The sequence below is a fragment of the Streptomyces chisholmiae genome (assembly GCF_031845445.1).
Classification (GTDB): domain Bacteria; phylum Actinomycetota; class Actinomycetes; order Streptomycetales; family Streptomycetaceae; genus Streptomyces; species Streptomyces chisholmiae.
The window spans coordinates 14,178-35,042 of sequence record NZ_JAVREO010000014.1 but is presented as its reverse complement, the minus strand read 5'-3'; the positions used below and the strand labels follow the sequence as shown (position 1 = coordinate 35,042).

Genomic DNA, 20,865 nt, shown 5'->3' with positions numbered 1-20,865 from the left:
CGTTCACTCCCCTTTCCTCGTGCCGTCGATGGTGGTCCCCGCTGTCCGCGTGGCGGGGCGCGGGCTGCCCTGGTGGATGAACGCCGCCCACGCCGACAGCCGGTCTAGGGACGGCTGTGCCGCCTCCCGGGCCAGCTCCCCCACCAGCCCCGGCGGCGGCCGGCGGGCGGGATCGAGCATCCACAGCTGCGCGGCGCGCAACGCGTCCGCCGGGGCCAGCCCCTCGACCGCCAGGTGGTGGTGGAAGACGGCCATCAGCAGCGCGGACGCGCCGTCCCCGGCGGTCCAGCGGGAGCCGACCGCGTCGGTCGCCCCGCGGGCCACGAACGCGGTGGTCAGGGTGAGCGCCTCGTCATGGTCCCGGCGGCTGAGGTCCGTCTCGCAGGCGCTGAGCACCACCAGCGGCCCCGGCCCGTCGGCGGCGGGGTCGGCGGGCCCGTCCAGCAGACGGGCCACGGTCAGCGCCCCGGCCGCGCCGTCCGGCCCCGCCGACGCCTCGGGGTCCGAAAGCTCCGAGGCGTCCGGGGGCTCCGGGGGCTCCGGGGGCTCCGCCAAGGCGAGCGCCGAGACCGTGGGCCGGGTGCCGGCCTCGCCGTGCGAGGCGATGTGCAGCAGCGACACGGGCTCCGCGCCCGGCCGGCCGGCCAGCTCGGCCAGCAGCTCGGCCGGCGTGCCGGCACCCCGCACCCCGGCGGCCGGCTCCTCCAGGAACTCCCCGTACAGCGCCGCCCGTTGGTAGTAGTTCGTGCTCAATGTCGTCACCTCGTCGGCCGCCCACAGCAGATCGAGGCGAGGATCGGCGACCAGCACCGGCCGGGCCCGGGGGGCCAGCCGCGCCCGCCCGGCGGCCGTGACGAACTGCGCCCCGGAGGCCGCGTAGCTGACGACGGCCACCTGGCAGACGTAGCCCGCCGCCACCCGAGCCGCGTGCCAGGGCACCACGCCCAGGTTCCCGCAAGGGACCAGCACGATCCGGGGCGGCGAGCCGGTGCCCCCGTCCGCCGCCAGCCGCGCCAGCAGCGGGCCCATGACCGCCGGTCCGGCCCAGTCACACAGCTCGTCGAGCGCCGCCTCCCACGCCGCGTCACGCCCGCCGGCCCCATCGGCCCCGGCAGCGGCCGAACGGCGGGCGGCGGCGCCGAGATAGCGCTCCAACGGCGCCCGACCGGCGGCCGACAGGCCGGGCAGCGGCAGCACCGTCGCCCCCGCCGGGCCGTCGCCCCGGCCGATCACCAGCGCCGCGCCGTCCGCCGCGCCCTGCCCCGGCAGCAGGTAGACCAACGCGTCGGCCCCGGAGGCCTCGACCGCCGAGGCGAGTTCGGCCAGCTCCGGCACCGCGAGCAACGCCCGGCGGCCGGCCCGGGCCGGCCGCAACGCGTCCAGCGCGCGCCGGCGCAGCCGGCTCGGGATGGCCGGGCCGTCCTCGAACCCGCCCGGCGCCGAGGCGGCTTCCCCGGGCACCGCGCGCCGCCACTCGTCGGCCAACTCCCCCAGCCCCAACGCCGCCAGCTGCTCCGGTACGCTCGCCGAGGCCGCCGCCGCCCGCAACACCAACGCCCGGCCGGTCTCCAGGGCCCGCACCGCGTTCGCCACGTCTCCCTCGGCGACGGCCCACTCCGCCACCCGCAACGCCTGCTCCGCGCCGGCCCGCGCTGTCTCCAGGCCGTGCTCGGCGCCGAGTTGCATCAACACATCGTCGGCGAGCGCGTCCAGCGCCGCCAGCCCCGCCTCGACGGCCGCCGCCAGATCCCCCGGCTCCCGCCGCTCGGCATGCGCCTCGGCCAACGCCCACAGCACCACCCGCGCGCCTCCGCGGTCCGTTCCCGCGACCAACTCGCCCCTGGCCGCCCGCAGTTCCTCGACCGCCTCGGTCAGCCGCGGTCGGTCGCCGGTCAGCTCGTGGTAGGTCCGCAGTGCCTGCGCGATGCCCCACCGGGCCTTCGCCCGCTCGTTGACCGCCACAGGTTCGCCGGACGTCAGCGCCGCCCGCGCGGACGCCACGACGTCGAGGAGCTGCTCCGGGTCCCGCTCCAGGGTGGCGCTGGCCGCCAGCGCCATGGGCCACACCGTGTCCACCAGCTGGCGCATGAACGAGGGCACGGTGGGACGCTCCCGCAGCTCCCGCAGCCGGTCCAAGCCCGCGCGCAGGTCCGCGACGCTGCCCAGGGCCCTGGCCCGCGCCAGGTAGGCGAAGGCAAGGTGGTACACGACCACCCAGTGGGTCTCCTGCCCTTCCTCCACCCGGCCGGCCAACTCCTCCAGTTCGGCCAGGGCCGCCGTCACCCCCGCCACATCCTCGGCCTCGCAGGTGAGCCTGCCCAACCGCAGCGCGATGGCCCCCACCCGGGCCAGTACGGCCAGTTGGTCACCCGATGTCGAACCCGGCGACGCCGGCACGTCCCGCACCGGCTCGGGTCCGAGCGAGCCGAGCAGCCGCAGCGCCTCCGCCTCGTCCCGCAGATTCCCGTGGTTGACCGCCACCATGGGCAACAGGGACCCCAGGACCATCCGCAGCATCCAGGCCGCCCGGCCATCCGCCGGCACCTGTTGGCCGGCCTCCCCCATCCGGTGATAAGCGCCCTCAAGCAGCTCGGGACTGCCGGTACGCGTACCGAGCACGGCCTGTCCCGCGGCACCCAGCGCCGCGTCCGGCATCGCCTCGCCGGCCCCGTCCCCGTCCACGCCCCCCGAGGAGGCCACCAGCTCCCCGACCAGCTCCCCCAGCCGCTCCGCCCCCACCACGCCGGGCACCCGCAGCTCGCCCAACATCGCCATCACGGCCGTGGTCCACTCGTCCGACGCCTCGCCCTGGGGCGGCCCGTTCGGCGCCTCGGCCGACGCGGCCGGTGGTGCGGCCGACTCCGTCGGGGGAACCAGCGGACCGGCCAGGTCGAGGAGGCCGAGAGACGCCTCCACCAGGTCGCGCTCGCGACTCTTCTCGGGATGCTCCCGCATCAACTGCTGGAGAAAGCCCACCATCGGCGACGGATCGCCGGCGCTGTGGAAGACCCGGGCCCTGGACAGCATGCTCCGCAACAGGGCGAACTCCTGATGCATCGGCTCCGGCAGCCCGGCCGCCTCCAACTCCACCACCAGCGGCTCCAGCTCGGCCAACTCGGCCTGGCGCCGCTCCTCCTGGCCCACCTCGGCCATCGACCAGGCCAGCATCCGCTCAAACGACGGCGGACCGCCGTCCCGCTCCGGCTGCGGGATCGGCAGCAGCAGGGTTGCCAGCAGCAGCGTCGCCCGCAGTCGCTCGGGACCCTCGACGGCGCCGGGGCCGTTCGCCGCCCGCGCGGCGCGCAGCAGCCGGATCCCCTCCTCCCGGTCGCTCCACGGCCCCTCCCCCCGCAGGTACCGCCTGCCGTACAGGGCCCCCAGCCGGGCCCGCAGCACCGCGACCTCGGCCGCGCCGTCTCCCAACTCCCTTTCCAAAGCGGCCAGTTCCTCGATGACCTTGTCCAGTGGCGGGCCGTGGGTCGGTCCCGGCGGCGCGGCCGTCGCGGGCCTCGCGGGGTCCAGCGACGGCAGCATCCGCTCGGCGCGGGCCAGGGCCCGCGCCACCTCCGCGTCCATCCGTGTCCCCTCCCCCGGGAGCCGCGCGGCGCCCGCTCCCCGTTCATCCTGGCCACTTCGGCCGGACCGCACCCGTGGGACGACGGGATCGGACGGAAAACGCCCAAGCAATGCCCGGTTGGTGGCCGTCCATGCCCGGAACCCGACGGTTCACTGGACTCGCAGCCGCCACCGACGACGGAAGGTGCCCGGACCGTGAACGGGACCACGACCGACTCGCTGCTGATCACGGTGGTCGCCGTGCTGGGGACACTGGTCTCGGCACTGCTGGCCCAACGACAGGCGCACCGCGCCATGGCCACGGAGCTGGCCCGCCTCGAACGGCGCAGCTCCATCGAGTCCTACCGTGCCAGCTACACCGCCCTCAACACCGCCGCCCGCCGCTATGTCGCCGCCCTCACCGACCAGTTACACGCCCTGCGGGCCGACGGTGACCACTCGGCCGTCGCCGCCACCACCAAGGAGCTGCACCGGGCGCGCGCCACCCACGCCGACTGCTACGCGGAGATCCAGGTGACCGCCCCGCCCGCCGTCCTGGCCGCGGCCCAGGAGGTCAACCACGACCTCAACGCCACCTACGGCCTCCTGTTGCGCCTCACCCACGCCACCGCCGCCCCCGGGGAGACCCCGGCCACCGCGCAGACCCGGATCACCACCCTCTGGGAGACCACCCTCCCGACCCTCCGCACCGCGATGCGCCACGACCTGCACCTGACCCCCGACCACCCCCCGTCTCGCGGCCTCCGCCGTCGCTGACGTGCCGTCATTCGGTGCCGAAGTGATCAACTCCGCGACGTTACCGACCAGCTGACGTTATGGTTCGCCTCGAACACGCTGCGCGACACGTGAAGGGGCTGGGGATATATGCGGGAGATGGTGAAGGGCGGGAACGTCGGTCTCGCGTCGTTGAGCGAGCATGCCGGCACGATCGTGGTCGGCCTGTCCTGGCGGAGCGATACGGACGACGGCGACGCGGACGTCTCGGTGCTCCTCCTCGACTCCGACGGCAAGGTGAGGGGCGACGACGACTTCTTCTTCTACAACCATGTCGCGGCACCGGACGGCAGCGTGCAGTTGCTCGGCAAGTCGCCGAGCGCCGACGGCAGTGAGGACCGCATCAGTCTGGACCTGAGCGCCCTGCCCCAGGAGGTGGCGCGGGTGGTGGTCGCAGCCAGCCGGTACGGCGGCGGCTCCTTCGGGGACCTGGACAACCTGCGGCTGACGGTGGCGGACCAGGACGGCGAGACGCTGCTCGGCTTCGGTATCACGGACGCCACTCGCGAGACCGCCTTCGTCTTCGGCGAGTTCTACCGACGCTCCGCCGAGTGGCGCTTCCGGGCGGTGGGCCAGGGCTACGCGAGCGGACTCGCGGGTCTGGCCACGGACTTCGGGATCGACATCGAGGATGACGAAACCGACGAGCCCGAGGAGACCGACGAGGTCGACGGCACGCGTGAGACGGCGGGGTCGGCGGAAGCTCCTGAGCCGGTACAGGCGGCGGAGCCCGAGCAGCCCGCGCTGGCCGCCGAGCCGTCAGCGGCCACCGTACCGGCTCCCCGCGACGCCGGCGCCGACCCGGCTCGGACGGCCACCACCGGGGAGGCCGCCGCAGGGGAGGCTCCCGGCGGCGAGGCCCCCGCCGGAGAGCCACCGCGACGCCGCCCGCGGACCACCCGGAAGAAGGTCACCCTGCCCAGGGCACCGAAGAAGTCCCTGGCGGAGAACCCCGCCTGGAAGCCGGCCCGGCTCTTCCCCGCCGCGTCACTCAAGACCGACCGGGAGCGGGAGGCGCGGGCCACCTCGGTGCTGCTGTCGGTGATGGCACAGGTGCCGGAGTTCGGGCGCCGCCTCACCGCGGCCTTCGGCGCCCCGGCCGGGCGCATGGAAACCTTCGCGGAAGTGTCGCTCCCCCACGGTGAGACTCCGCGGCGCCCCGACGGCGTCATCCGGGTCGAACGCGCCGGCAAGCTGTGGACCGCCCTGTTGGAGACCAAGACCAACGGCAACGCCCTCCGCTCGGAACAGGTCCAGGACTACATGGACATCGCGGCCCGGCGCGGCTACGAGGCGGTGATCACCCTCTCCAACGACGTGGCCCTCGAAGGCAGTCCCCTGGTCGAGGTGAAGATCGACCGCCGCCGCCGGCACCGGGTCTCCCTGTGGCACCTTTCCTGGGCCGAAGTAGCACACCACGCACAGCTGTTGATCAGGCACGAGGGCGTGAACAACGCCGCCCACGTGTGGCTCCTCCAGGAACTGCTGCACTACCTCCAGCACGACAACTCCGGCTGCCACGGCTTCCAGAACATGGGTCCCGCCTGGGTGCCGGTGCGCCGGGCGATCGACGACGAGACGCTCAGCCCGGGCGATCCGCGCGCCATCCGGGTGGTCGAGAGCTGGGAGCGCCTGATCCGGCAGGTCTGCCTGCGGCTCGGCGGTGAACTCGGCCGGAAGGTCCTGCCGGTGCAGCGCGCCAAGCGTGGCTCCGAGCCGGGCGCACTACGGACCGCGCTGGCCGACCAGTTCTGTCTCGACGGCCGGTTGGGCGCCGAGCTACGCGTCGAGGGCCGGTCAGGCACGCTGACGATCACGGCCGACCTGCGGACCGGAAAGGCCCGCACCTCGATCGACGTGCCGGTGCCGGCGAGCGGCTACCCCTTGACCTGGGCCAAGCGGCTGCTTCGCCAGCTGGCGGAGGCGCCGGCCGACCTCCATGTGGAGACCCTGGTGGACGGGACGGAGCCGGGACCGCGTGGCACGCTGGAGCGCCTTCGGCCGGAGCCAGCGGATCTCCTTCCCCGTACCGGGGTCCAGATCACGGGATTCCGCCTCTCGCTCCTCAAGGGGTTGGGCAACGGCCGGGGCAACTCGGAGTCCGGGTTCATTCGTAGCGTCGACGACGCGGTGGACCGGTTCTTCCTCGGCGTGGTCACCCCACTGGACCGCGGCCCTTCCCGCCGCTGAGCGATCCGGGCGCGCGGGCCTCGGCGGGACACCCGACGCGGCCCCGCGCGCCCTGCCGGGCGCCCCGCGCGCTCCCTTACGGTGCATCTTGAGCGTGCATCAGTACGGGGAAAGGACGAGCATGCGGGTACCGGAACGAAAGCATCGGTCGCCGATCGGCGACGACGGGCACCAGCCGGGGCGGCCCATCCCGCCGCCGCTCCCGGAGGAGCCGCGCGCGCCCCAGCGGGACGAGCCGGCGGACCCGCCCGAGGGCGAGGGATGACGACCGCCACCGGCGGTTGCGGGCCCGCGGGGCTGGCCGCGGCGGTCGCCGCCCACCTGGGGCGGGCGGTGCCGCCGGAGTGGCTGGCCGCGCTGGAGGCCGTGCCCAGGGACCGCTTCCTGCCGTCCCGGGTCTGGCTGCGGGACGGGCACGGCGGCTACCGGCCGTGCGACCGGGCGGCGGAGCCGGATCGCTGGCGGGCGGCGGCCTGGGCCGACGGGCCGGTGGTGGTGCGGGTGACGGAGGAGCCGGACGGCACGGTGCGGCCGCTGTCCTCGGCGTCCGCACCGGGCACGGTGCTCGCCATGCTGGCGGCGGCCGATGTCCGGCCCGGCGCCCGGGTGTTGGAGATCGGCACCGGCACGGGGTGGCACGCGGGGCTGTTGGCCGCCCGGGCCGGGGACGCCGGGGTGGTCAGCGTCGAGTTGGACGGTGACCTGGTGGCGCCGGCCAGGGCGGCGTTGGCGGCGGTGGGCCGGCACCCGCTGGTCCGCCAGGGCGACGGGGCGGACGGCTGGCCGGCCGGCGCCCCCTACGACCGGATCATCGCGACCTGCTCGGTGCGGGCGGTGCCGGCGGCGTGGGTGGACCAACTGGCGCCCGGTGGGCGGCTCGTGACCCCGTGGGCCTCGGCGTGGTGCGCCTACGGCACCCTGGTCGCCGAGCCGACCCCGGACGGGACGCTGCGCGGCCGTTGGCTGGCGGGCGGCTCGTACCTGCCGCTGCGCGCCCGCGCCGACGCCGCCTCGGGCACGGTCGCGGCCGGCCCCGATCCGCTGGCGGCGCCCGCCGAGGCCGCGGGCCTGTCCCCCTGGGCGGTGGCCGGTGACGACTACCAGGCGCAGGCCGTCACCGGCCTGCTGACGCCCGGCGTGTGGCACGTCTGGGACGGCGCGGACGACGAGCCGGGCGTGCACGCCCGGCTGTGGCTGTACGCGGAGGACGACGCCGGCACGGCGGTGGTCGAGGTGGCCTCGGACGGCACGACGACGGCGCGGCAGGCGGGCGAGCGCCGGCTGTGGGACGAGGTCGTCGCCGGCTGGCGCTGGTGGCGGGAGGCGGGGGCCCCGGCGCTGTCCCGGTTCGGGCTGACCCGGTCGGCCGAGGGCACGGTCCGGGTGTGGCTGGACACGCCGGACCGGCCGGTGCCCCGCCGCTGAACGGGGCGGCCCGGCCGGCGCCCTCGGGGGTTGACCGGCGGCGGCCGGCGCCCCGCCCGCCGGGGCGGAGGGGGCGTCGGCCGGGCCGGGTCCGGGGCCCTGGGGTGGCCGTCGGACCCGGGGTCGGGGGTCAGCAGCCGGGGGACTCCTGGATGCCGTTGTTGGCACCCGCCGTCTGGCTCACCACGCTCGGGACGCAGCTGGCGTCGTCGAGGGTGAAGGAGTAGGGGATGTCGACCGTGGTGTTGGACTCCGGGTCGGGGCCGGCCGGGTTGGTGTCGTCACCGGGGCTGGACCAGGTCACGTTGTCGAAGATGTTGTCGTTGACCTGCCAGTAGCCGGCCTGGTCGGTGTAGAAGGTGCCCAGGACGTCCTTGGAGTCCTGGAAGTAGTTGTTGTCCACCCGCGCGCTGGCCCCGGCCCGGGAGTTGATCCCGGACTCGTTGAGGCTGACGTAGTGGTTGTTGTACATGTGGCCGATACCGCCGCGCAGCAGGGGCGCGCGGGAGTCGATGTTCTCGTACAGGTTGTGGTGGAAGGTGACGTAGCCGTTGGAGGTGTCGGACTCGCTGGAGCCGACCAGGCCGCCCCGGCCCGAGTTGCGCAGGATGCTGTAGGACAGCGTCACGTACTGGGTGTTGTTCTTCATGTCGAAGAGCCCGTCGAAGCCCTCCGACTCGCCGCCGGACGCCTCCAGGGTGACGTGGTCGACCCAGACGTTGCGGACGTCGCTCTCCATGCCGATCGCGTCGCCGCCGTTGGACGTGGGCGAACCGGACTTCTTCACGTTCCGGACGGTGACGTTCTGGATGATGATGTTGCTGGCCTCGCGGATGTGGATGCCCAGCTGGTCGAAGACGGCGCCCTCGCCGACGCCCACGATGGTGATGTTGCTGATCTGCTTCAGCTCGATCACGTCGTCGGCGGTGTTACAGCTGTCGCCCGACACCTTGCTGGTGTTGCCGTGGTTGATGGTGCCCTCGACCTCGATGGTGATCGGGGTGTCCTCGGCGGCCCGGGTACAGAGCGCCTCGTGGATCTCGGTGCCCGTGGTGGCGCGGACGGTCTCGCCGCCGGCGCCGCCGGTGGTGCCGCCGTTCTGGGTCGCGAAGCCGGTGGGGCTGTTGGTGGCGGCCGAGGCCTCCGATACCGACATGACCACGCCGGTGGCGGCCACCACGGCCATCAGGCCGGTCACCGCTGAGAGTCGCAGCGCGACTGATCGCTTCATCCTTGGTTCGCCTTTCGTCGCCGGAACGCGGCGGCGTCGCCGCCTCGTTCCATGCCGGTGCGACGGGCCGGCGCGAGCGCCGGTCGGTCGCGGTGCGGGGGGTGGTGTGACGGTGGGACGCGCGCCCGGTCACGGGTCGCGCGGCCACCGTCGGGGGGACCGTTTCGGGGACGCCGGCCACCGGCCCGGGCGACCGCCGGGGCCGCGATGGGTGGCGGCGGCGTCGGTCAGCCGACGGCCTGGAACCCGAGCGTGCCGGGTCGGCCGGGTCTGACGGACACAACGCGTGTCGGGGACATGAGCTCATCTCCTCAACGGACCGGGGTGGGGGCCGCGCCGGTCCGGGCGGCCGTCGGCGAGGCGGGAGCGACGCGTCCAACGTCGCGTTCCCCGACCCCGGTTGACGACGACCTCGTCGAACCAGCGGGTACTCACCGACCGGGCGGGACGACGTCGGAATCGTCCCCGTCCGGGCGGCGCCGGTGGTGAAGCAGGGTGAGGCGGAGCGGCTCCCGGGTGGGTCGCCTCGGTTGAGTAAGCGCTTGCCGTCCAGGGCGTGGGATCGGTCCATCCCTGACCAGGGCGCTTGGCGAGGAGCGTACGCGGGACTGGCGAAACAATTCAGCGCGCGGCGTGCACAATACCGATCCGGGTGGGTGCGGCAGACGCCCACGGCGGGGTGGCGGTGCCGGCGGGGTGGCGAGTGCGGCGGACAGCGTGACCACCGGCGCCCACGGCGAGACGACGACCGCCGCAGCCGCCTGCGGCGAGAAGACGGTGCCGGCGGGGTGGCGAGTGCGGCAGACGCCCACGGCGGGATGGCGGTGCCGGCGGGGTGGCGAGTGCGGCGGACAGCGTGACCACCGGCGCCCACGGCGAGACGACGACCGCCGCAGCCGCCCACGGCGGGGCTCCCCTCACGGCGAGGCGGCGACTACCGCAGCCGCCCACGGCGGGGTGGCGAGTGCGGCAGGCGCCGGCCCGGCCCGGGACGGGGCTCAGCGGCGGGGGGTGAGGAGGCGTTGGGCGAGGGCGTCGAGCAGGTAGCCGAGCAGGCCGATGACCAGGATCACCGCCATCAGCTGGTCGTAGGCCAACTGGTCGCGGGCGTTGAGGATCTGGTAGCCGAGCCCGGAGGCGACGCCGAGCATCTCGGCCGGTACCAGGACCACCCAGGCGATGCCCAGGGCCAGCCGCAGGCCGGTCAGCACGTGGGCCCGGATGGCGGGTACCACCACGGTGAGCACCACCTCGGCGCGGGTCGCGCCCAGCGAGCGGGCCACCAGCAGGTGGCCGGGGTCGATGGCGCGGACCCCGGCGACGGTGTTGAGCAGCACCGGCCAGACGGTGGCGGCGGCGACCAGGAAGATCACCGGCGGGCCGCCGACGCCGAACACGGCGACCGCGACCGGCGCCCAGGACAGCGGCGAGATCATCCGCAGGAACTGGAAGACCGGCCGGGTGGCCCGTTCGGCGGTGGTGGAGAGGCCCACCAGCAGGCCGAGCGGCCAGCCCACCGCCACGGCCAGCAGCAGGCCGACCAGCAGCCGCCAGAGGCTGGCGCCGATGTCCTCCCAGAGGACGCCGCGGGTGGCCAGGTCGCCGATGGCCGGCACCGCGTGCTGCGGCGCGAAGGAGGACAGCAGCGGGTCGTCGCCGGCGAGCACCGAGGTGAGGAGCCACCACAGCGCGACGGCGACGGCGATCCCCAGCACCGGCGGCAGCCAACGTCCCGGGCGCGGAAGCCGAGTTGGGTGGGCCGTCCCGGTGGGGCTTGGGGCGGTTACGGTCTGGCTCACGCGGAGGTCACCTCTTCGGTACGGGTCAGCCCGGCGGGCAGCCCGAAGGTCTGGGGTCCGCCCAGCGCGTCGAGGGCGCGGCGGACGAACCGGTCGTCCACCAGGTCCGCGTGGACGGCCGGCGGGTCGAGGGCGTCGAGGAAACCGGTGTCCCCGTCCACCCGGGTCTCCCGCATCGCCTCGACCAGCCGTTCGGTGAAGCCGGGGAACGGGAAGGGGCGGAAGTCGATGCGTTCGCCGTGCCAGTCGGGGTGGCGCAGCGCGCCGGTGCCGGTGTAGTCGGCGGCCGGGTAGGTCAGCGCCCTGGTGATGGCCGGCTGGGGTTGCGGCAGGTAGCCGCCGCCGCTCAACAGGGCGGCGGTGGGCTCTCGGTGCTCCCTGGTGTGGAGTTGGGCGCGGGCCAGCGCTTCGACCACGCCCTGCACCTCGTCGGGCCGGTCGTCGATCAGCGCCTGGTGGGTGACGACGACGCAGCAGGCGTGGTCGCGCCAGATGTCGCCGACGAACCGCTGGATGCGGCCGACACCCCGGGCCTCGGCGGCGGCGTTGAACGGGTCGGCGACGATGTAGCCGCCGATGGTGCCCACGTGCAGGGCCGGCAGCATGTCGGCCGGGCTCATCACCACCAGTTGGACGGTGCCGGCGGTGCGGGACGGGTCCCGGCGGATGACCGGCCGCAGGCCGGCGTCGCGCAGCATCCGCTGGAGCACGATGTTGTGGATGGACCACCAGTAGGGGATGGCGACGGTGGTGCCGGCCAGGTCGGCCAGGTCGCGGACGGTGGGGGCGACGGTCAACGCGCTGCCGTTGGTGTGGTTCCAGGCCAGCAGGCGGACGTCGGCGCCCAGCCGGTAGCGGAGTTGGACGGCCATCGGCATCAACAGGTGGGCGACGTCCACCTGTCGGGTGGCGAAGGCCTCGGCCAGCGAGGCCCAGCCGCGGAAGAGCACGGGTCGGGTGGTGCGGACGCCGGCGTCGTCGAAGAGGCCGCGCCCGTGTGCCACCAGCAGGGGCGCGGCGTCGGTGATCGGCAGGTAGCCGACCCGCAGCGGTCCGGTGGGGCGCTGGCCGCGGGTGCCGGCGTGGCGGGCGAGGTCGGTGGCGGCGGCCACGCCGGCCCCGCCCAGCAGGGTGGCGCCGGCCAGGGCGGCGCCGCCGCGCAGCAGGCCGCGGCGGGTCGGCTCGGCGCCGGGGAGGCGGATCATCCGGCGGTCACCTCCGCCGGTGTGCCGTCGGTGCGGTAGCCGGCCAACACCCGGGCGCGCAGCGGGTCGTCGCGGACGGCCGCCCGGTCGGCCGGCGGCTGGTGGTCCCAGGTGGCGGCCACCCGTCCCGACCCGTCGAGCAGCGCGATCCGCCGGCCGAGGTAGAGGGCCTCGTCCACGTCGTGGGTGACCAGGACGACGGTCAGGCCGAGCGCGGCGACGATCTCCCGCAGCCAGTCCTGGAGCGTGGCCCGGGTGGCCGGGTCGAGCGCGCTGAACGGCTCGTCGAGTAGCAGGATGTCGGGCCGGACCACGACGGCCCGGGCGACGGCGACCCGTTGGGCCTGGCCGCCGGAGAGCTGGTCGGGCCAGGCGTCGCCGAGCCCGTCGAGGCCGAGCCGGTCCAGGAGTTCGTCGACGGCGGTGGCGTCGAACCGGTCCCGGTTGGCGCGGTACCGCTGCCCCAGGGCTATGTTCTGGCGGACCGTCAACCATGGGTAGAGCAGCGGCTGTTGGAAGACCACGCCGATGGGTGGTGGGGGTCCTTCGGCGGTCGGGCGGTCGGGGCGTGCCAACGTCCCGGCGTCCAGCGGCTCCAGGCCGGCCAGAATCCGCAGCAGGGTGGACTTGCCGCTGCCGCTGGGGCCGACCACGACGAGGAACTCGTCGCGTTCCACGGTGAGTTCGAGGTTGTCCAGGACGGCGCGGGAACGTCCGGCCGGCCCGAGGCGCCGGGTGGCACCGGTCAGTCTGACTGCGAGAGTTCCCACCGGAGCTGTCCTTCCGTCGGCGACTGGATGGGGAGGAACGCGGCTTCGCGCAGCCGCCGGTTGGTGGCGCTGCCCCGCGCGTAGCCGGCGCCGCCGAGCAGCGCCGACTCCAGCCGGGTGGCGAGGCCGGCCGCCCGGGCGGCGTCCAGCCGCAGCCGCAGCAGCTCGCGCCGGCCGGCCAGGGCGGGGGCGGCGGCCAGTTGGTGGAGCCGGTCGCGCACCGAGCGGTGCAGCGCGTCGGCCTCCTCGGCGTCGGGTGCGAGGGTGGCGTTCACGCCGGTGAGCCGGCCTTCGGCGGCCCGCAGGGCGGCGCCGGCGAGCCCGACGCAGAAGGCGCTCTGCAGCAGCAGGAAGGTGGGCCGCACCCGGGCGACGAACGCCGGCAGGTCGCTGGCGAGCACCGCGTCGTCCGGTATCCGCACCCCCTCCAGGGTGAGCGAGGTGGAGGCGGTGGCGCCGAGCGCCAGCAGCGCGGGCGACTGGTGCACGGTCACCCCCGGGGTGTCGGTGGTCAGGCCGACGACGGCCCGCCGGCCGTCCGCCCGACGCACCGGGAGGACGACGACGGCGCCGGGGAAGAGGTTGGAGGCCCAGCGCACCGGGCCGTCCAGCCGCAGCCCGCCGGGTTCGGGGCTGGCCTCCACGGGCACCGGTTCGAGGCCGGCCACGTCGCGCAGCGCGGGGGCGAGCGCGGTGCAGCCGACGGCGGTGCCGGCGCGCAGCCTGGGCGCCCAGGCGCGGGTGAAGGCGCCGGGCCGGCCGATGTCGAGGTAGGCGGTGGCCATGAGTTGGGCCCACAGCGAGAAGCCGGAGCTGAGGCAGCAGGCGGAGACCTCCTCGACCAGCCGGACGCTGTCGGTCAGCGGGGCGTCGCCGCCGGCCGGCGCGGCCCGGGCCAGCAGGCCGTGCTCGCCCAGCCAGCGCAGGCCGGCCCGGGTGTCGCCGGTGCCCTGGTCGAGCGGCGCGGCCCGGTCACCGAACCAGGCGCGCAGCGTCGCCGACTCGTCGGCGGGGTGCGCGGTGGCGGTCTCGCCCGCCGTGGTCGGGGCGCTCACCGGTCCTCCTCGGTGGGGGCGAGGGCGTGCAGGCGGTCGACGGGGGTGCTGACCGCCTCGCGGGCGCGCAGCACGTCCTTTTCGCCCGGGGCGTCGTAGAAACAGAGGCACTTGACCATGTCCTCGCGGACGTAGGTGCGCAGGAAGTCGACCTCGGGGACCTCGGCGTAGCGGGGGGCGTTCGCCTTCTTGCGGGCCAGGTAGCTCGCCATGTCCAGTTCGGCGGGCAGGTCCCACTCGACGAGGTAGCCGGCGGTGGGGCGGGCCGCCTTCACCTCGGCGAGGTCGGCGCCGACCAGCCGGACCTGGTCGGGCCCCGACACCTCGGCGGCGCCCGGGAGTTCGGCGGCCAGGACGGCCGCCGCCACCAGGTCGGCGCCGGGCGCCTCGACCACCAGGAAGACGCGGGCGGCCTGGGCGGTGACCTGGGCTTCTATCACCTCGCCGCCGGCGCCGGCGACGGTGCGGCCGAGGGCGTCGATCAGCTCGGCGGTCCGGTCCGAGCGGCTGGTGGTGACCTCGAACAGGTAGAGCGGCATGGGGTTTTCCTTTCGGGCGGGCGTGCCGGCGCGGCGGTGCCACGTCGGCGGCGCGGGGCGGGAACGGGGTGAGAACGGGGTGGGCACGGGTGCGCTCACGGCCGGCCGCGCCGCCGGCCCCGGGCGGGCCGGGACGGGTGGGGGCACGACCGGGCGCGGTCGGGTGCGGGTGGGGTGCGACGGGCGGCGGGCGCCGGGCGGCGCGCCGGGGCGCGGCCGGCCGGGCCGGGCGCGGCGGGCTCAGCGCCGGGCGCTGTCCTCGCGACAGGCGGCGCTCTGCACACGCTGGAGGTCGACGTGGAGTCGTCGGACCAGCGGTGATGGCGTCATGGCGCGGACTCTAACAGATAGACCGATCGGTCTGCATCTATCCTGGGGACATGGCTTCCCCATCGACGCCCGCGCCGCACTCCCCCACCGCCCCACGCCCCGTCAGACAGCTGCCGGCGCAACGCCTGATGGCCGCGGCCGAGCGGCTGTTCCCGCTGGAGGGCATCCGGGCCGTCGGCATCGAGCGGCTGATCTCCGAGGCGGAGGTCGCCCGGGCCAGCCTCTACCACGCCTACGGCTCCAAGGACGGGCTGGTGGTGGCCTATCTGGACCGGCGGGACGAGGTCGATCGGGCCGCCTGGCACAGCGCGGTGGCCCGGGCCGAAGGACCGGTGGCGCGCCTGCTGACCCTCTTCGACCTCGCCGAACGGGGCGCCCCCGGGCGGGGGTTCCGGGGCTGTCTCTACCTCAACGCGGCCACCGAGTTCCCCGACCGCGCGCACCCGGTGGCCCAGGCCGTCGCCCGCCACCGCGGGTGGCTGCGCGGCATGCTGACCGAGGAGCTGCGCGCCGCCGGCGTCCCGGAGCCGGCGGCGCTGGCGCCGGTCGTGGAGTTGCTCTACGACGGCGCGCTCGCCGGCTCCAAGTTCAGCGGCTCGACCGAGCCGATCGCCCTGGCCAGGGAGCGGGTCCGCGCGCTGCTGACCGCCCCGCCCGCCGGCGGCCCGGCGGTCTGAGCACCGCCCGGGGGCGCCCCGGCACCGAAGCCCGGCCCGCGATCGTTCTCGAACCGGTCCGGACGGGCAGCATCCGTCAGATCCGCGCAGTAGCGGGCAGCGCCCGTCAGACCACGAGCGAAAGGCAAGGGATGTCGTCTCCCGCCGGCCACGAGTTGACCGTCACCCCGGTGCTCCTCTCCGACCCGCTGGTCCGCCCGCTGCTGCGCGGGCTGACCGACGACTACACCCGCCTCTACGGGCCGGCCGCCGCCGAGGAGATGAGCCGCTACCCCGAGGCCGAGTTCGCCCCGCCGCACGGCCTGCTGCTGCTCCTGCTCCAGGACGGGATCGCGGTGGCCGGCGGCGCCTACCGGCGGGCGGACCCGGCGACCGCGGAGCTGAAACGGGTCTGGACCCACCCGGCGCACCGCCGCCGGGGCCTGGGCCGCCGGATGGTCACCGAGCTGGAGAACGCCGCGGCCGCCCGCGGCTACCGGCGGATCTTCCTGACCACCGGCCCCCGCCAGCCGGAGGCCAGGGACCTCTATCTGCGGGCCGGCTACACGCCGCTGTTCGACGTGGCCACCGAGTCGGAGACGCTGCCGCTGCTGCCGTTCGAGAAGCACCTCGCGCCCGTCTGAGCGCGGCGGCACGCTCGTCGACGCCCCGGTCAACGCCGGGCAGCCCCCGCCGCCCGGTGGGCCGCAAGGTCCGGGTCCTCGGCGAGGTGCTCGGGCAGCACGGTCTCCTCGTTCAGCACGGCGGCCAGCAACTGGTCCCCAGTGACGTCAGCGCCGGAGAGATCAGCCTCGGAGAGATCAGCGCCGGTGAGGTCGGCGCCGGTGAGGCGCGCGTCCGTGAGGTCCGCGCGGGACAGGTCGGCGCCGGTGAGGTCGACGCTGCTGAGGTTGGCAGCGCTCAGGTCGGCCCCGTCGAGGTTCACGTCGGTGAGCCGCGCGCCGGTGAGGTCCGCGCGGGCCAGCTCGGCCCCGCCGAGGTAGGCGTGGTCGAGGTGGGCTCGGGTCAACTGGGCGTCGCTGAAGGAGGACCGGAGGAAGCGTGCGTGGGAGAGGTCTGCGTGCCGGAGGTCGGCGCCACCGAGGTCGGCGTCGCTCCCGTTGGCCCGGCTGAGGTCGGCGGCACCCAGCCGGGCCCCGGTGAGGCGGGCTCGGATGAGGTGCGTGCGCGGCAGGGCCGCCTCGGTCAGGTCCACGCCGGTCAGGTCGGCCTCGGTGAGGCGGGCGTCGGCGAGGTTCGCGCCGGCGAGGTCGGCACCGTGCAGGTCGGCCCCACTGAGGTCGGCGCCGGCGAGTTGGGCCGCCACCGCGGGCCGGAGGTCCGGCGCGAGGTCGACGCCGGGCAGGTGGGCGCCCGACATGTCGAGCGCCGGCTGGTCGTCCCGCGCGGCGTCACGGGTGGCCAGCACGGTGAGCGCCGCCACCACGTCGGCGGCGGCCTGGTCGGTGGCGGCGACGCCCCCGCCGGCCGGTGTCTCCCCTTCGGGCGGCGCCGTGGCGTGGATACGCACGTAGCTGGCCAGCAGGTTGGTGATGGTCGGGTGGTCGCGCGGGGAGTCGGCCATGATGCGCTGGAGCGCGTAGATCCCGCCCAGCCGCACGTCGAGGTGGTCGTCGCCCAGGTTGTCGACGGCCGCCGTGTAGCGGTCGGTGAGCTGCCCCTCGCGGGCGATGTCCAGCTCATCGTGGACCTGACTCACCGACACCGCGGTGAAGCCGATCGCCCCGACGGCCGCCAGCGCCGACACCACCGCCACGGCGGTCTCGACCCGGCGCGGCAGGCCACCGCCCCCGCCGTCCCCCACCGCCACCCGCCGGCCTACGGGTCGCCGGGCCGGTGGGACCCGGCGGGGGCCGGGGCGCCCGGCCCTCGGACTCCTGTGCCTCATCCTCCTATTGAACGGTCACTTCTCCACCCCCGTACCCGTTTCCGCACCGGCGGGGGTATGTCACTCGTGGTCACCAGTTCCCGGCGGGCGGCGGTCAGTTGGTCGGCCGGCGGCGCTCCGCCGGGGGCAGCAGCAGGATCTCCAGCGCGAAGGCGCAGGCCCTGGCCTGTTCCAGCAGCCAGGCCCGGCGCTCGGCCGTGATCAGCTCGGGCGTGCCACGGACCGCCAGCGCGAACCTGGCGGAGTCCAGGCCGTCCAGGACGGGCACCGCCAGGGTGCGGACGCCCTGCGCCGACTCGCCGTCGTTGACGGCGTACCGCTGGGCGCGCACCCGGTCCAGCTCCGCGGCCAGCAGCGTGGCGTCGACGATGGTGCGCTCGGTGAAGGCGGGCAGCGGCGGCAGCGACTCGGCGCCGCCCTCGCCCGGCCGTGGCCAGGCCAGCAGCACCTTGCCGAGCGCCGTGGAGTGCAGCGGCCGGCGCAGCCCGACCCTGGGGGTGACCGAACCGCCGGCCACGATGACGGCGTAGGGGCCGCTGCGCAGGGCGAGGTCGGCGGTGGCGCCGGTGCGTTCGGCCAGGTCGGCCAGTTCCGGGGCGACCGCGTGCAGGCCGCGCTGGTGGTAGGAGAGCCGGCCCAGTTCGGTGACGGCCGGGCCGAGCCGGTAGCGGGCCGTGCGGTGGTCCTGTTCCAGGAAGCCGCCGGCCAGCAGGGCGCGGGCCAGCCGGTGGGCGGTGGAGGTCGGCAGGTCCAGCCGGCGGGCGAGCTCGGCGGCGCTGAGGTCGGGGGCGTTGTCGTGGAAGCAGTGCAGGATGTCCAGGGCCCGCCGGACCGCCTGCGCCCCGGCCGCTGAAGTACCCATCCGCACACGTCCCCTCACCGTATCCCGGCCACCATCGGGCACCGGCCGCGTTCGGCACCGGCCGTGGTTCGGCGCCGGCCGTCGAATCTCCCACATCCCGGGACCGGAGCGGGCCTCCCCTCCCCCTTCGCAACACGGCGTTCACACCGGCTCCCACATGGTGGGACACGCCTTGCCCGGTCTTCCGGCGCTGTGCCAGGCTGCCTGGCATCCGCCGGAGCGGCTCCGGTGGGATCGAGCGGGAAGGAGCGGAGCGATGCGTCAGCACCCGTCGGCCGCCCGTCCGCTCACCGCCCGCCGCCACGTCGACCTGGGACGCGTCTTCAGCGCCAGCTGTCGCTGACCCGTCCGCCGCGCCCTGCCGGCCGGCCCTCTCGGGGCCGTGGCCGGCGCGCGGCCCCGTGCGCGCGGCGCGCCCCGCCGCTCCCCCTCGTCGCCCCCGCCCGCCGGGTCGCGACTTCCTCCAGGGAAGAAACGATGACGCAGCCAGCCCTGCCCAGCACCCTGTGGTTCACCCGCTGTCCGGTGCCCACCGCCACCGGCATCGCCGCCGACCGCGGTTGGCTGGCCGAGGAGTTCGCGCCGGACGGCATCGCGGTCCGCTCGCTCCAGGACGCGGCCCCCGACGTGGACGCGACGGCCCGCGGCGCGCACTACACGCACGCCGAGACCGCCCTGTTCCGGGAGGGCGGCAACGTGCCCGCGCTGTGGGCGCGTTCGCGCGGCGAGCCGACCCGACTGGTCGGCCTGACCTGGATCGAGGAACGGCAGGTGATCCTGGTCGCGCCCGGCTCCGGGGTGCGCGGCGCGGCCGCGCTGCGCGGGCTGCGGCTGGCGGTGCCCCGGCATCCGGTGCCCATCGACTTCTGGCGGGCGATGGCGCTGCGCGGCTTCGAGGGCGCCCTGGCGTCCGCCGGCCGGCGGCTGGCCGACGCGACGCTGGTGGACGTGCCGGCCGGCGGCCCGGGCGGGCAGTGGGCGGCGGAGCTGGCCGCGCTCGGCCGGGGCGAGGTGGACGCGGTGTACGTCAAGGGCGCGCTGGCCGTGGAGGCGGCGACCCGGATCGGCGCCGAGGTGGCGGTGGAGCTGGACGAACTGCCCGACCGCCGGCACCGGGTGAACAACGGCACGCCCCGCCCCATCACCGTGCACCAGCGGCTGCTCGACGAGCATCCGGGGCTGGTGGACCGCTTCCTGACCGTGCTGCTGCGCGCCGCCGACTGGGCCGCCGAGCGGCCGGCCGAGGTGGCGCGCATCCTCGGCGCCGAGACCGGCGCCGGCCCGGAGGGGGTGCGGGGCGCCTACCGGTCCCGGCCGCACCGCGCGCTGCACCCCGACCTCTCCGCCGATCGGCTCGAACTGCTCGCCCAGCAGGCCGAGTCGCTGTACCGCCACGGCTTCCTGCCCGAGCGCGTCGACGTGCGCGCCTGGGCGGCGCCGGAACCACTGCGCCGGGCGGCCGGCGCGGCACCCCCCGCCGGGCGCCCGACCTCCCCTTCCCTCCCGTGAGACGTGTAGGACCCACCATGCGCTTTCCCAGACTCACCCTGCTCGCCGTCGCCACCGCGCTGACCTCCCTCACCGCCCTCACCGCCTGCGGCGGCTCCTCGGGAGACGACGCCGACGGCGCCGGGCCGACGATCACCGTCCGCATCCCCGACCCCGGCAACTCCGGGGTGTTCGCCCTCGGCAAGAAGGACGGCTCGCTGGAGCGGGCGCTGGCCGAGGTGGACGCCGAGGTGTCCTGGACGGGCAGCGCCGGCCCGTTCGCGCCCGCCGCGCAGGCCCTCAACGCCGACCAACTGGACATCGCCACCGGCTCGATCACCTCGGGGCTGACCTCGCTCTCGCAGAACCCGGGCTTCGCGTTCTTCTCCGCCACCGCGCCCGACCACGCCGGCGAGGGCATCCTGGTGCCCGACGACTCGGACATCGAGTCCGTCGAGGACCTGGTGGGGCGGACCGTCGCCGTCAACGAGGGCGGCACCGGCGAGTACCTGCTGCTCAAGGCCCTGGAGACCGCCGGCATCGACCCGGACCAGGTGGAGCGGGTCTATCTGCGGCCCGACCAGACCGCGGCCGTCTTCAACGCCGGCCAGGTGGACGCCTGGGCGGTGTGGGCGGCCTACTCGGTGGCCGAGATCGGCTCGGGCGACGCCCACTTCCTGGTGGACGGCGCGGACGTCGGCTCCGACAACTACAGCCTCACCGCGGTGCGGACCGGCTTCGCCGAGGACCACCCGGAGGTGGTGCGGGCGCTCTTCGACTACCTCCAGGACGCCAGCGAGCGGCAGCGCCAGGACCCGGCCGCCTTCCTGAACGTGAACACGGACGTCGGCCCGCAGGCGCTGACCGGCGCGGCCCGCGAGACGCAGATCGCGTTCCTCAGCGAGGGCGGCACCGTGGCGGCCATCACCGACGCCGACATCGAGCGGTTCCAGGACGTGGCGCGGTTCTACGCGGAGCGGGGCGTGACCCGCGACGAGGTGGACATCGCCGCGCACGTGCTGGACGTGACGGAGCTACGGTGACGGCCACCGAACA

16 protein-coding genes and 1 pseudogene are annotated in these 20,865 nt (G+C 75.5%); 7 read left to right on the top strand and 10 right to left on the bottom strand.

What is annotated here, in order from left to right; all coding sequences use genetic code 11:
• Positions 1 to 3: 3 nt before the first annotated feature.
• Positions 4 to 3,576, bottom strand: coding sequence for a CHAT domain-containing protein (locus tag RM844_RS22195; RefSeq protein ID WP_311669090.1), 3,573 nt, complete (start codon positions 3,574 to 3,576; stop codon positions 4 to 6).
• Between the two features lie 195 nt (positions 3,577 to 3,771).
• Between RM844_RS22195 and RM844_RS22190 the strand changes: the two genes are divergently transcribed.
• The 3 genes from RM844_RS22190 to RM844_RS22180 all read left to right on the top strand — a co-directional run bounded on the left by RM844_RS22190 (position 3,772) and on the right by RM844_RS22180 (position 7,965).
• Positions 3,772 to 4,332: a hypothetical protein gene (locus RM844_RS22190; protein WP_311669089.1), complete on the top strand. Its 561-nt coding sequence runs from the start codon at positions 3,772 to 3,774 to the stop codon at positions 4,330 to 4,332.
• Positions 4,333 to 4,449: 117 nt separating this feature from the next.
• Positions 4,450 to 6,540, top strand: coding sequence for a TerD family protein (locus RM844_RS22185; protein WP_311669219.1), 2,091 nt, complete (start codon positions 4,450 to 4,452; stop codon positions 6,538 to 6,540).
• Positions 6,541 to 6,801: 261 nt separating this feature from the next.
• Complete coding sequence (locus RM844_RS22180) at positions 6,802 to 7,965, top strand: methyltransferase domain-containing protein (RefSeq protein ID WP_311669088.1); 1,164 nt, start codon at positions 6,802 to 6,804, stop codon at positions 7,963 to 7,965.
• A gap of 133 nt (positions 7,966 to 8,098) precedes the next feature.
• On the opposite strand, the pseudogene RM844_RS22175 reads toward RM844_RS22180, so the two are convergent.
• The 7 genes and pseudogenes from RM844_RS22175 to RM844_RS22145 all read right to left on the bottom strand — a co-directional run.
• Positions 8,099 to 9,196, bottom strand: a pseudogene (locus tag RM844_RS22175) (pectate lyase family protein); the annotation flags it as partial.
• A gap of 998 nt (positions 9,197 to 10,194) precedes the next feature.
• Positions 10,195 to 10,995, bottom strand: a complete 801-nt coding sequence (locus tag RM844_RS22170; protein WP_311669087.1) for an ABC transporter permease — start codon at positions 10,993 to 10,995, stop codon at positions 10,195 to 10,197.
• Positions 10,992 to 12,200, bottom strand: a complete 1,209-nt coding sequence (locus RM844_RS22165) for an ABC transporter substrate-binding protein (protein ID WP_311669086.1) — start codon at positions 12,198 to 12,200, stop codon at positions 10,992 to 10,994. Before RM844_RS22165 ends, RM844_RS22170 begins: the two co-directional genes overlap by 4 nt.
• Positions 12,197 to 12,970 carry an ABC transporter ATP-binding protein gene (locus tag RM844_RS22160; protein ID WP_311669085.1) on the bottom strand — a complete coding sequence of 258 codons (774 nt, stop codon included), beginning with the start codon at positions 12,968 to 12,970 and terminating at the stop codon, positions 12,197 to 12,199. Before RM844_RS22160 ends, RM844_RS22165 begins: the two co-directional genes overlap by 4 nt.
• Entirely contained in the window at positions 12,946 to 14,025 is a 1,080-nt protein-coding gene (locus tag RM844_RS22155; protein ID WP_311669084.1) for an acyl-CoA dehydrogenase family protein, read from the bottom strand. The genes RM844_RS22160 and RM844_RS22155 overlap by 25 nt, the downstream gene beginning before the upstream one ends.
• Positions 14,022 to 14,564 carry a DUF4242 domain-containing protein gene (locus RM844_RS22150; protein ID WP_311669083.1) on the bottom strand — a complete coding sequence of 181 codons (543 nt, stop codon included), beginning with the start codon at positions 14,562 to 14,564 and terminating at the stop codon, positions 14,022 to 14,024. The genes RM844_RS22155 and RM844_RS22150 overlap by 4 nt, the downstream gene beginning before the upstream one ends.
• Before the next feature lie 240 nt (positions 14,565 to 14,804).
• Positions 14,805 to 14,894 carry a putative leader peptide gene (locus tag RM844_RS22145; RefSeq protein ID WP_311669082.1) on the bottom strand — a complete coding sequence of 30 codons (90 nt, stop codon included), beginning with the start codon at positions 14,892 to 14,894 and terminating at the stop codon, positions 14,805 to 14,807.
• A 50-nt stretch (positions 14,895 to 14,944) separates the two neighbouring features.
• Between RM844_RS22145 and RM844_RS22140 the strand changes: the two genes are divergently transcribed.
• Positions 14,945 to 15,571 carry a TetR/AcrR family transcriptional regulator gene (locus tag RM844_RS22140; RefSeq protein WP_311669081.1) on the top strand — a complete coding sequence of 209 codons (627 nt, stop codon included), beginning with the start codon at positions 14,945 to 14,947 and terminating at the stop codon, positions 15,569 to 15,571.
• 131 nt (positions 15,572 to 15,702) lie between these two features.
• On the top strand, positions 15,703 to 16,194 hold the full coding sequence (locus tag RM844_RS22135; protein ID WP_311669080.1) for a GNAT family N-acetyltransferase: 492 nt from the start codon (positions 15,703 to 15,705) through the stop codon (positions 16,192 to 16,194).
• Between the two features lie 29 nt (positions 16,195 to 16,223).
• On the opposite strand, the gene RM844_RS22130 is transcribed toward RM844_RS22135, so the two are convergent.
• Positions 16,224 to 17,381, bottom strand: coding sequence for a pentapeptide repeat-containing protein (locus tag RM844_RS22130; protein WP_311669079.1), 1,158 nt, complete (start codon positions 17,379 to 17,381; stop codon positions 16,224 to 16,226).
• 172 nt (positions 17,382 to 17,553) lie between these two features.
• Positions 17,554 to 18,321, bottom strand: a complete 768-nt coding sequence (locus tag RM844_RS22125) for an IclR family transcriptional regulator (protein WP_311669078.1) — start codon at positions 18,319 to 18,321, stop codon at positions 17,554 to 17,556.
• Between the two features lie 477 nt (positions 18,322 to 18,798).
• On the opposite strand from RM844_RS22125, the gene RM844_RS22120 reads away from it, so the two are divergent.
• Both RM844_RS22120 and RM844_RS22115 read left to right on the top strand, forming a co-directional pair.
• On the top strand, positions 18,799 to 19,830 hold the full coding sequence (locus RM844_RS22120) for an ABC transporter substrate-binding protein (RefSeq protein ID WP_311669077.1): 1,032 nt from the start codon (positions 18,799 to 18,801) through the stop codon (positions 19,828 to 19,830).
• A 17-nt stretch (positions 19,831 to 19,847) separates the two neighbouring features.
• Complete coding sequence (locus tag RM844_RS22115) at positions 19,848 to 20,852, top strand: NrtA/SsuA/CpmA family ABC transporter substrate-binding protein (protein WP_311669076.1); 1,005 nt, start codon at positions 19,848 to 19,850, stop codon at positions 20,850 to 20,852.
• The last annotated feature ends 13 nt before the right edge of the window (positions 20,853 to 20,865 follow it).

Coding starts and splice junctions, on each gene's coding strand:
- RM844_RS22195 (WP_311669090.1), bottom strand. CDS start 3,576: ATGGACGCGGAGGTGGCGCGGGCCCTGGCCCGCGCCGAGCGGATGCTG.
- RM844_RS22185 (WP_311669219.1), top strand. CDS start 4,450: ATGGTGAAGGGCGGGAACGTCGGTCTCGCGTCGTTGAGCGAGCATGCC.
- RM844_RS22180 (WP_311669088.1), top strand. CDS start 6,802: ATGACGACCGCCACCGGCGGTTGCGGGCCCGCGGGGCTGGCCGCGGCG.
- RM844_RS22165 (WP_311669086.1), bottom strand. CDS start 12,200: ATGATCCGCCTCCCCGGCGCCGAGCCGACCCGCCGCGGCCTGCTGCGC.
- RM844_RS22150 (WP_311669083.1), bottom strand. CDS start 14,564: ATGCCGCTCTACCTGTTCGAGGTCACCACCAGCCGCTCGGACCGGACC.
- RM844_RS22145 (WP_311669082.1), bottom strand. CDS start 14,894: ATGACGCCATCACCGCTGGTCCGACGACTCCACGTCGACCTCCAGCGT.
- RM844_RS22140 (WP_311669081.1), top strand. CDS start 14,945: ATGGCTTCCCCATCGACGCCCGCGCCGCACTCCCCCACCGCCCCACGC.
- RM844_RS22135 (WP_311669080.1), top strand. CDS start 15,703: ATGTCGTCTCCCGCCGGCCACGAGTTGACCGTCACCCCGGTGCTCCTC.
- RM844_RS22125 (WP_311669078.1), bottom strand. CDS start 18,321: ATGGGTACTTCAGCGGCCGGGGCGCAGGCGGTCCGGCGGGCCCTGGAC.
- RM844_RS22120 (WP_311669077.1), top strand. CDS start 18,799: ATGACGCAGCCAGCCCTGCCCAGCACCCTGTGGTTCACCCGCTGTCCG.
- RM844_RS22115 (WP_311669076.1), top strand. CDS start 19,848: ATGCGCTTTCCCAGACTCACCCTGCTCGCCGTCGCCACCGCGCTGACC.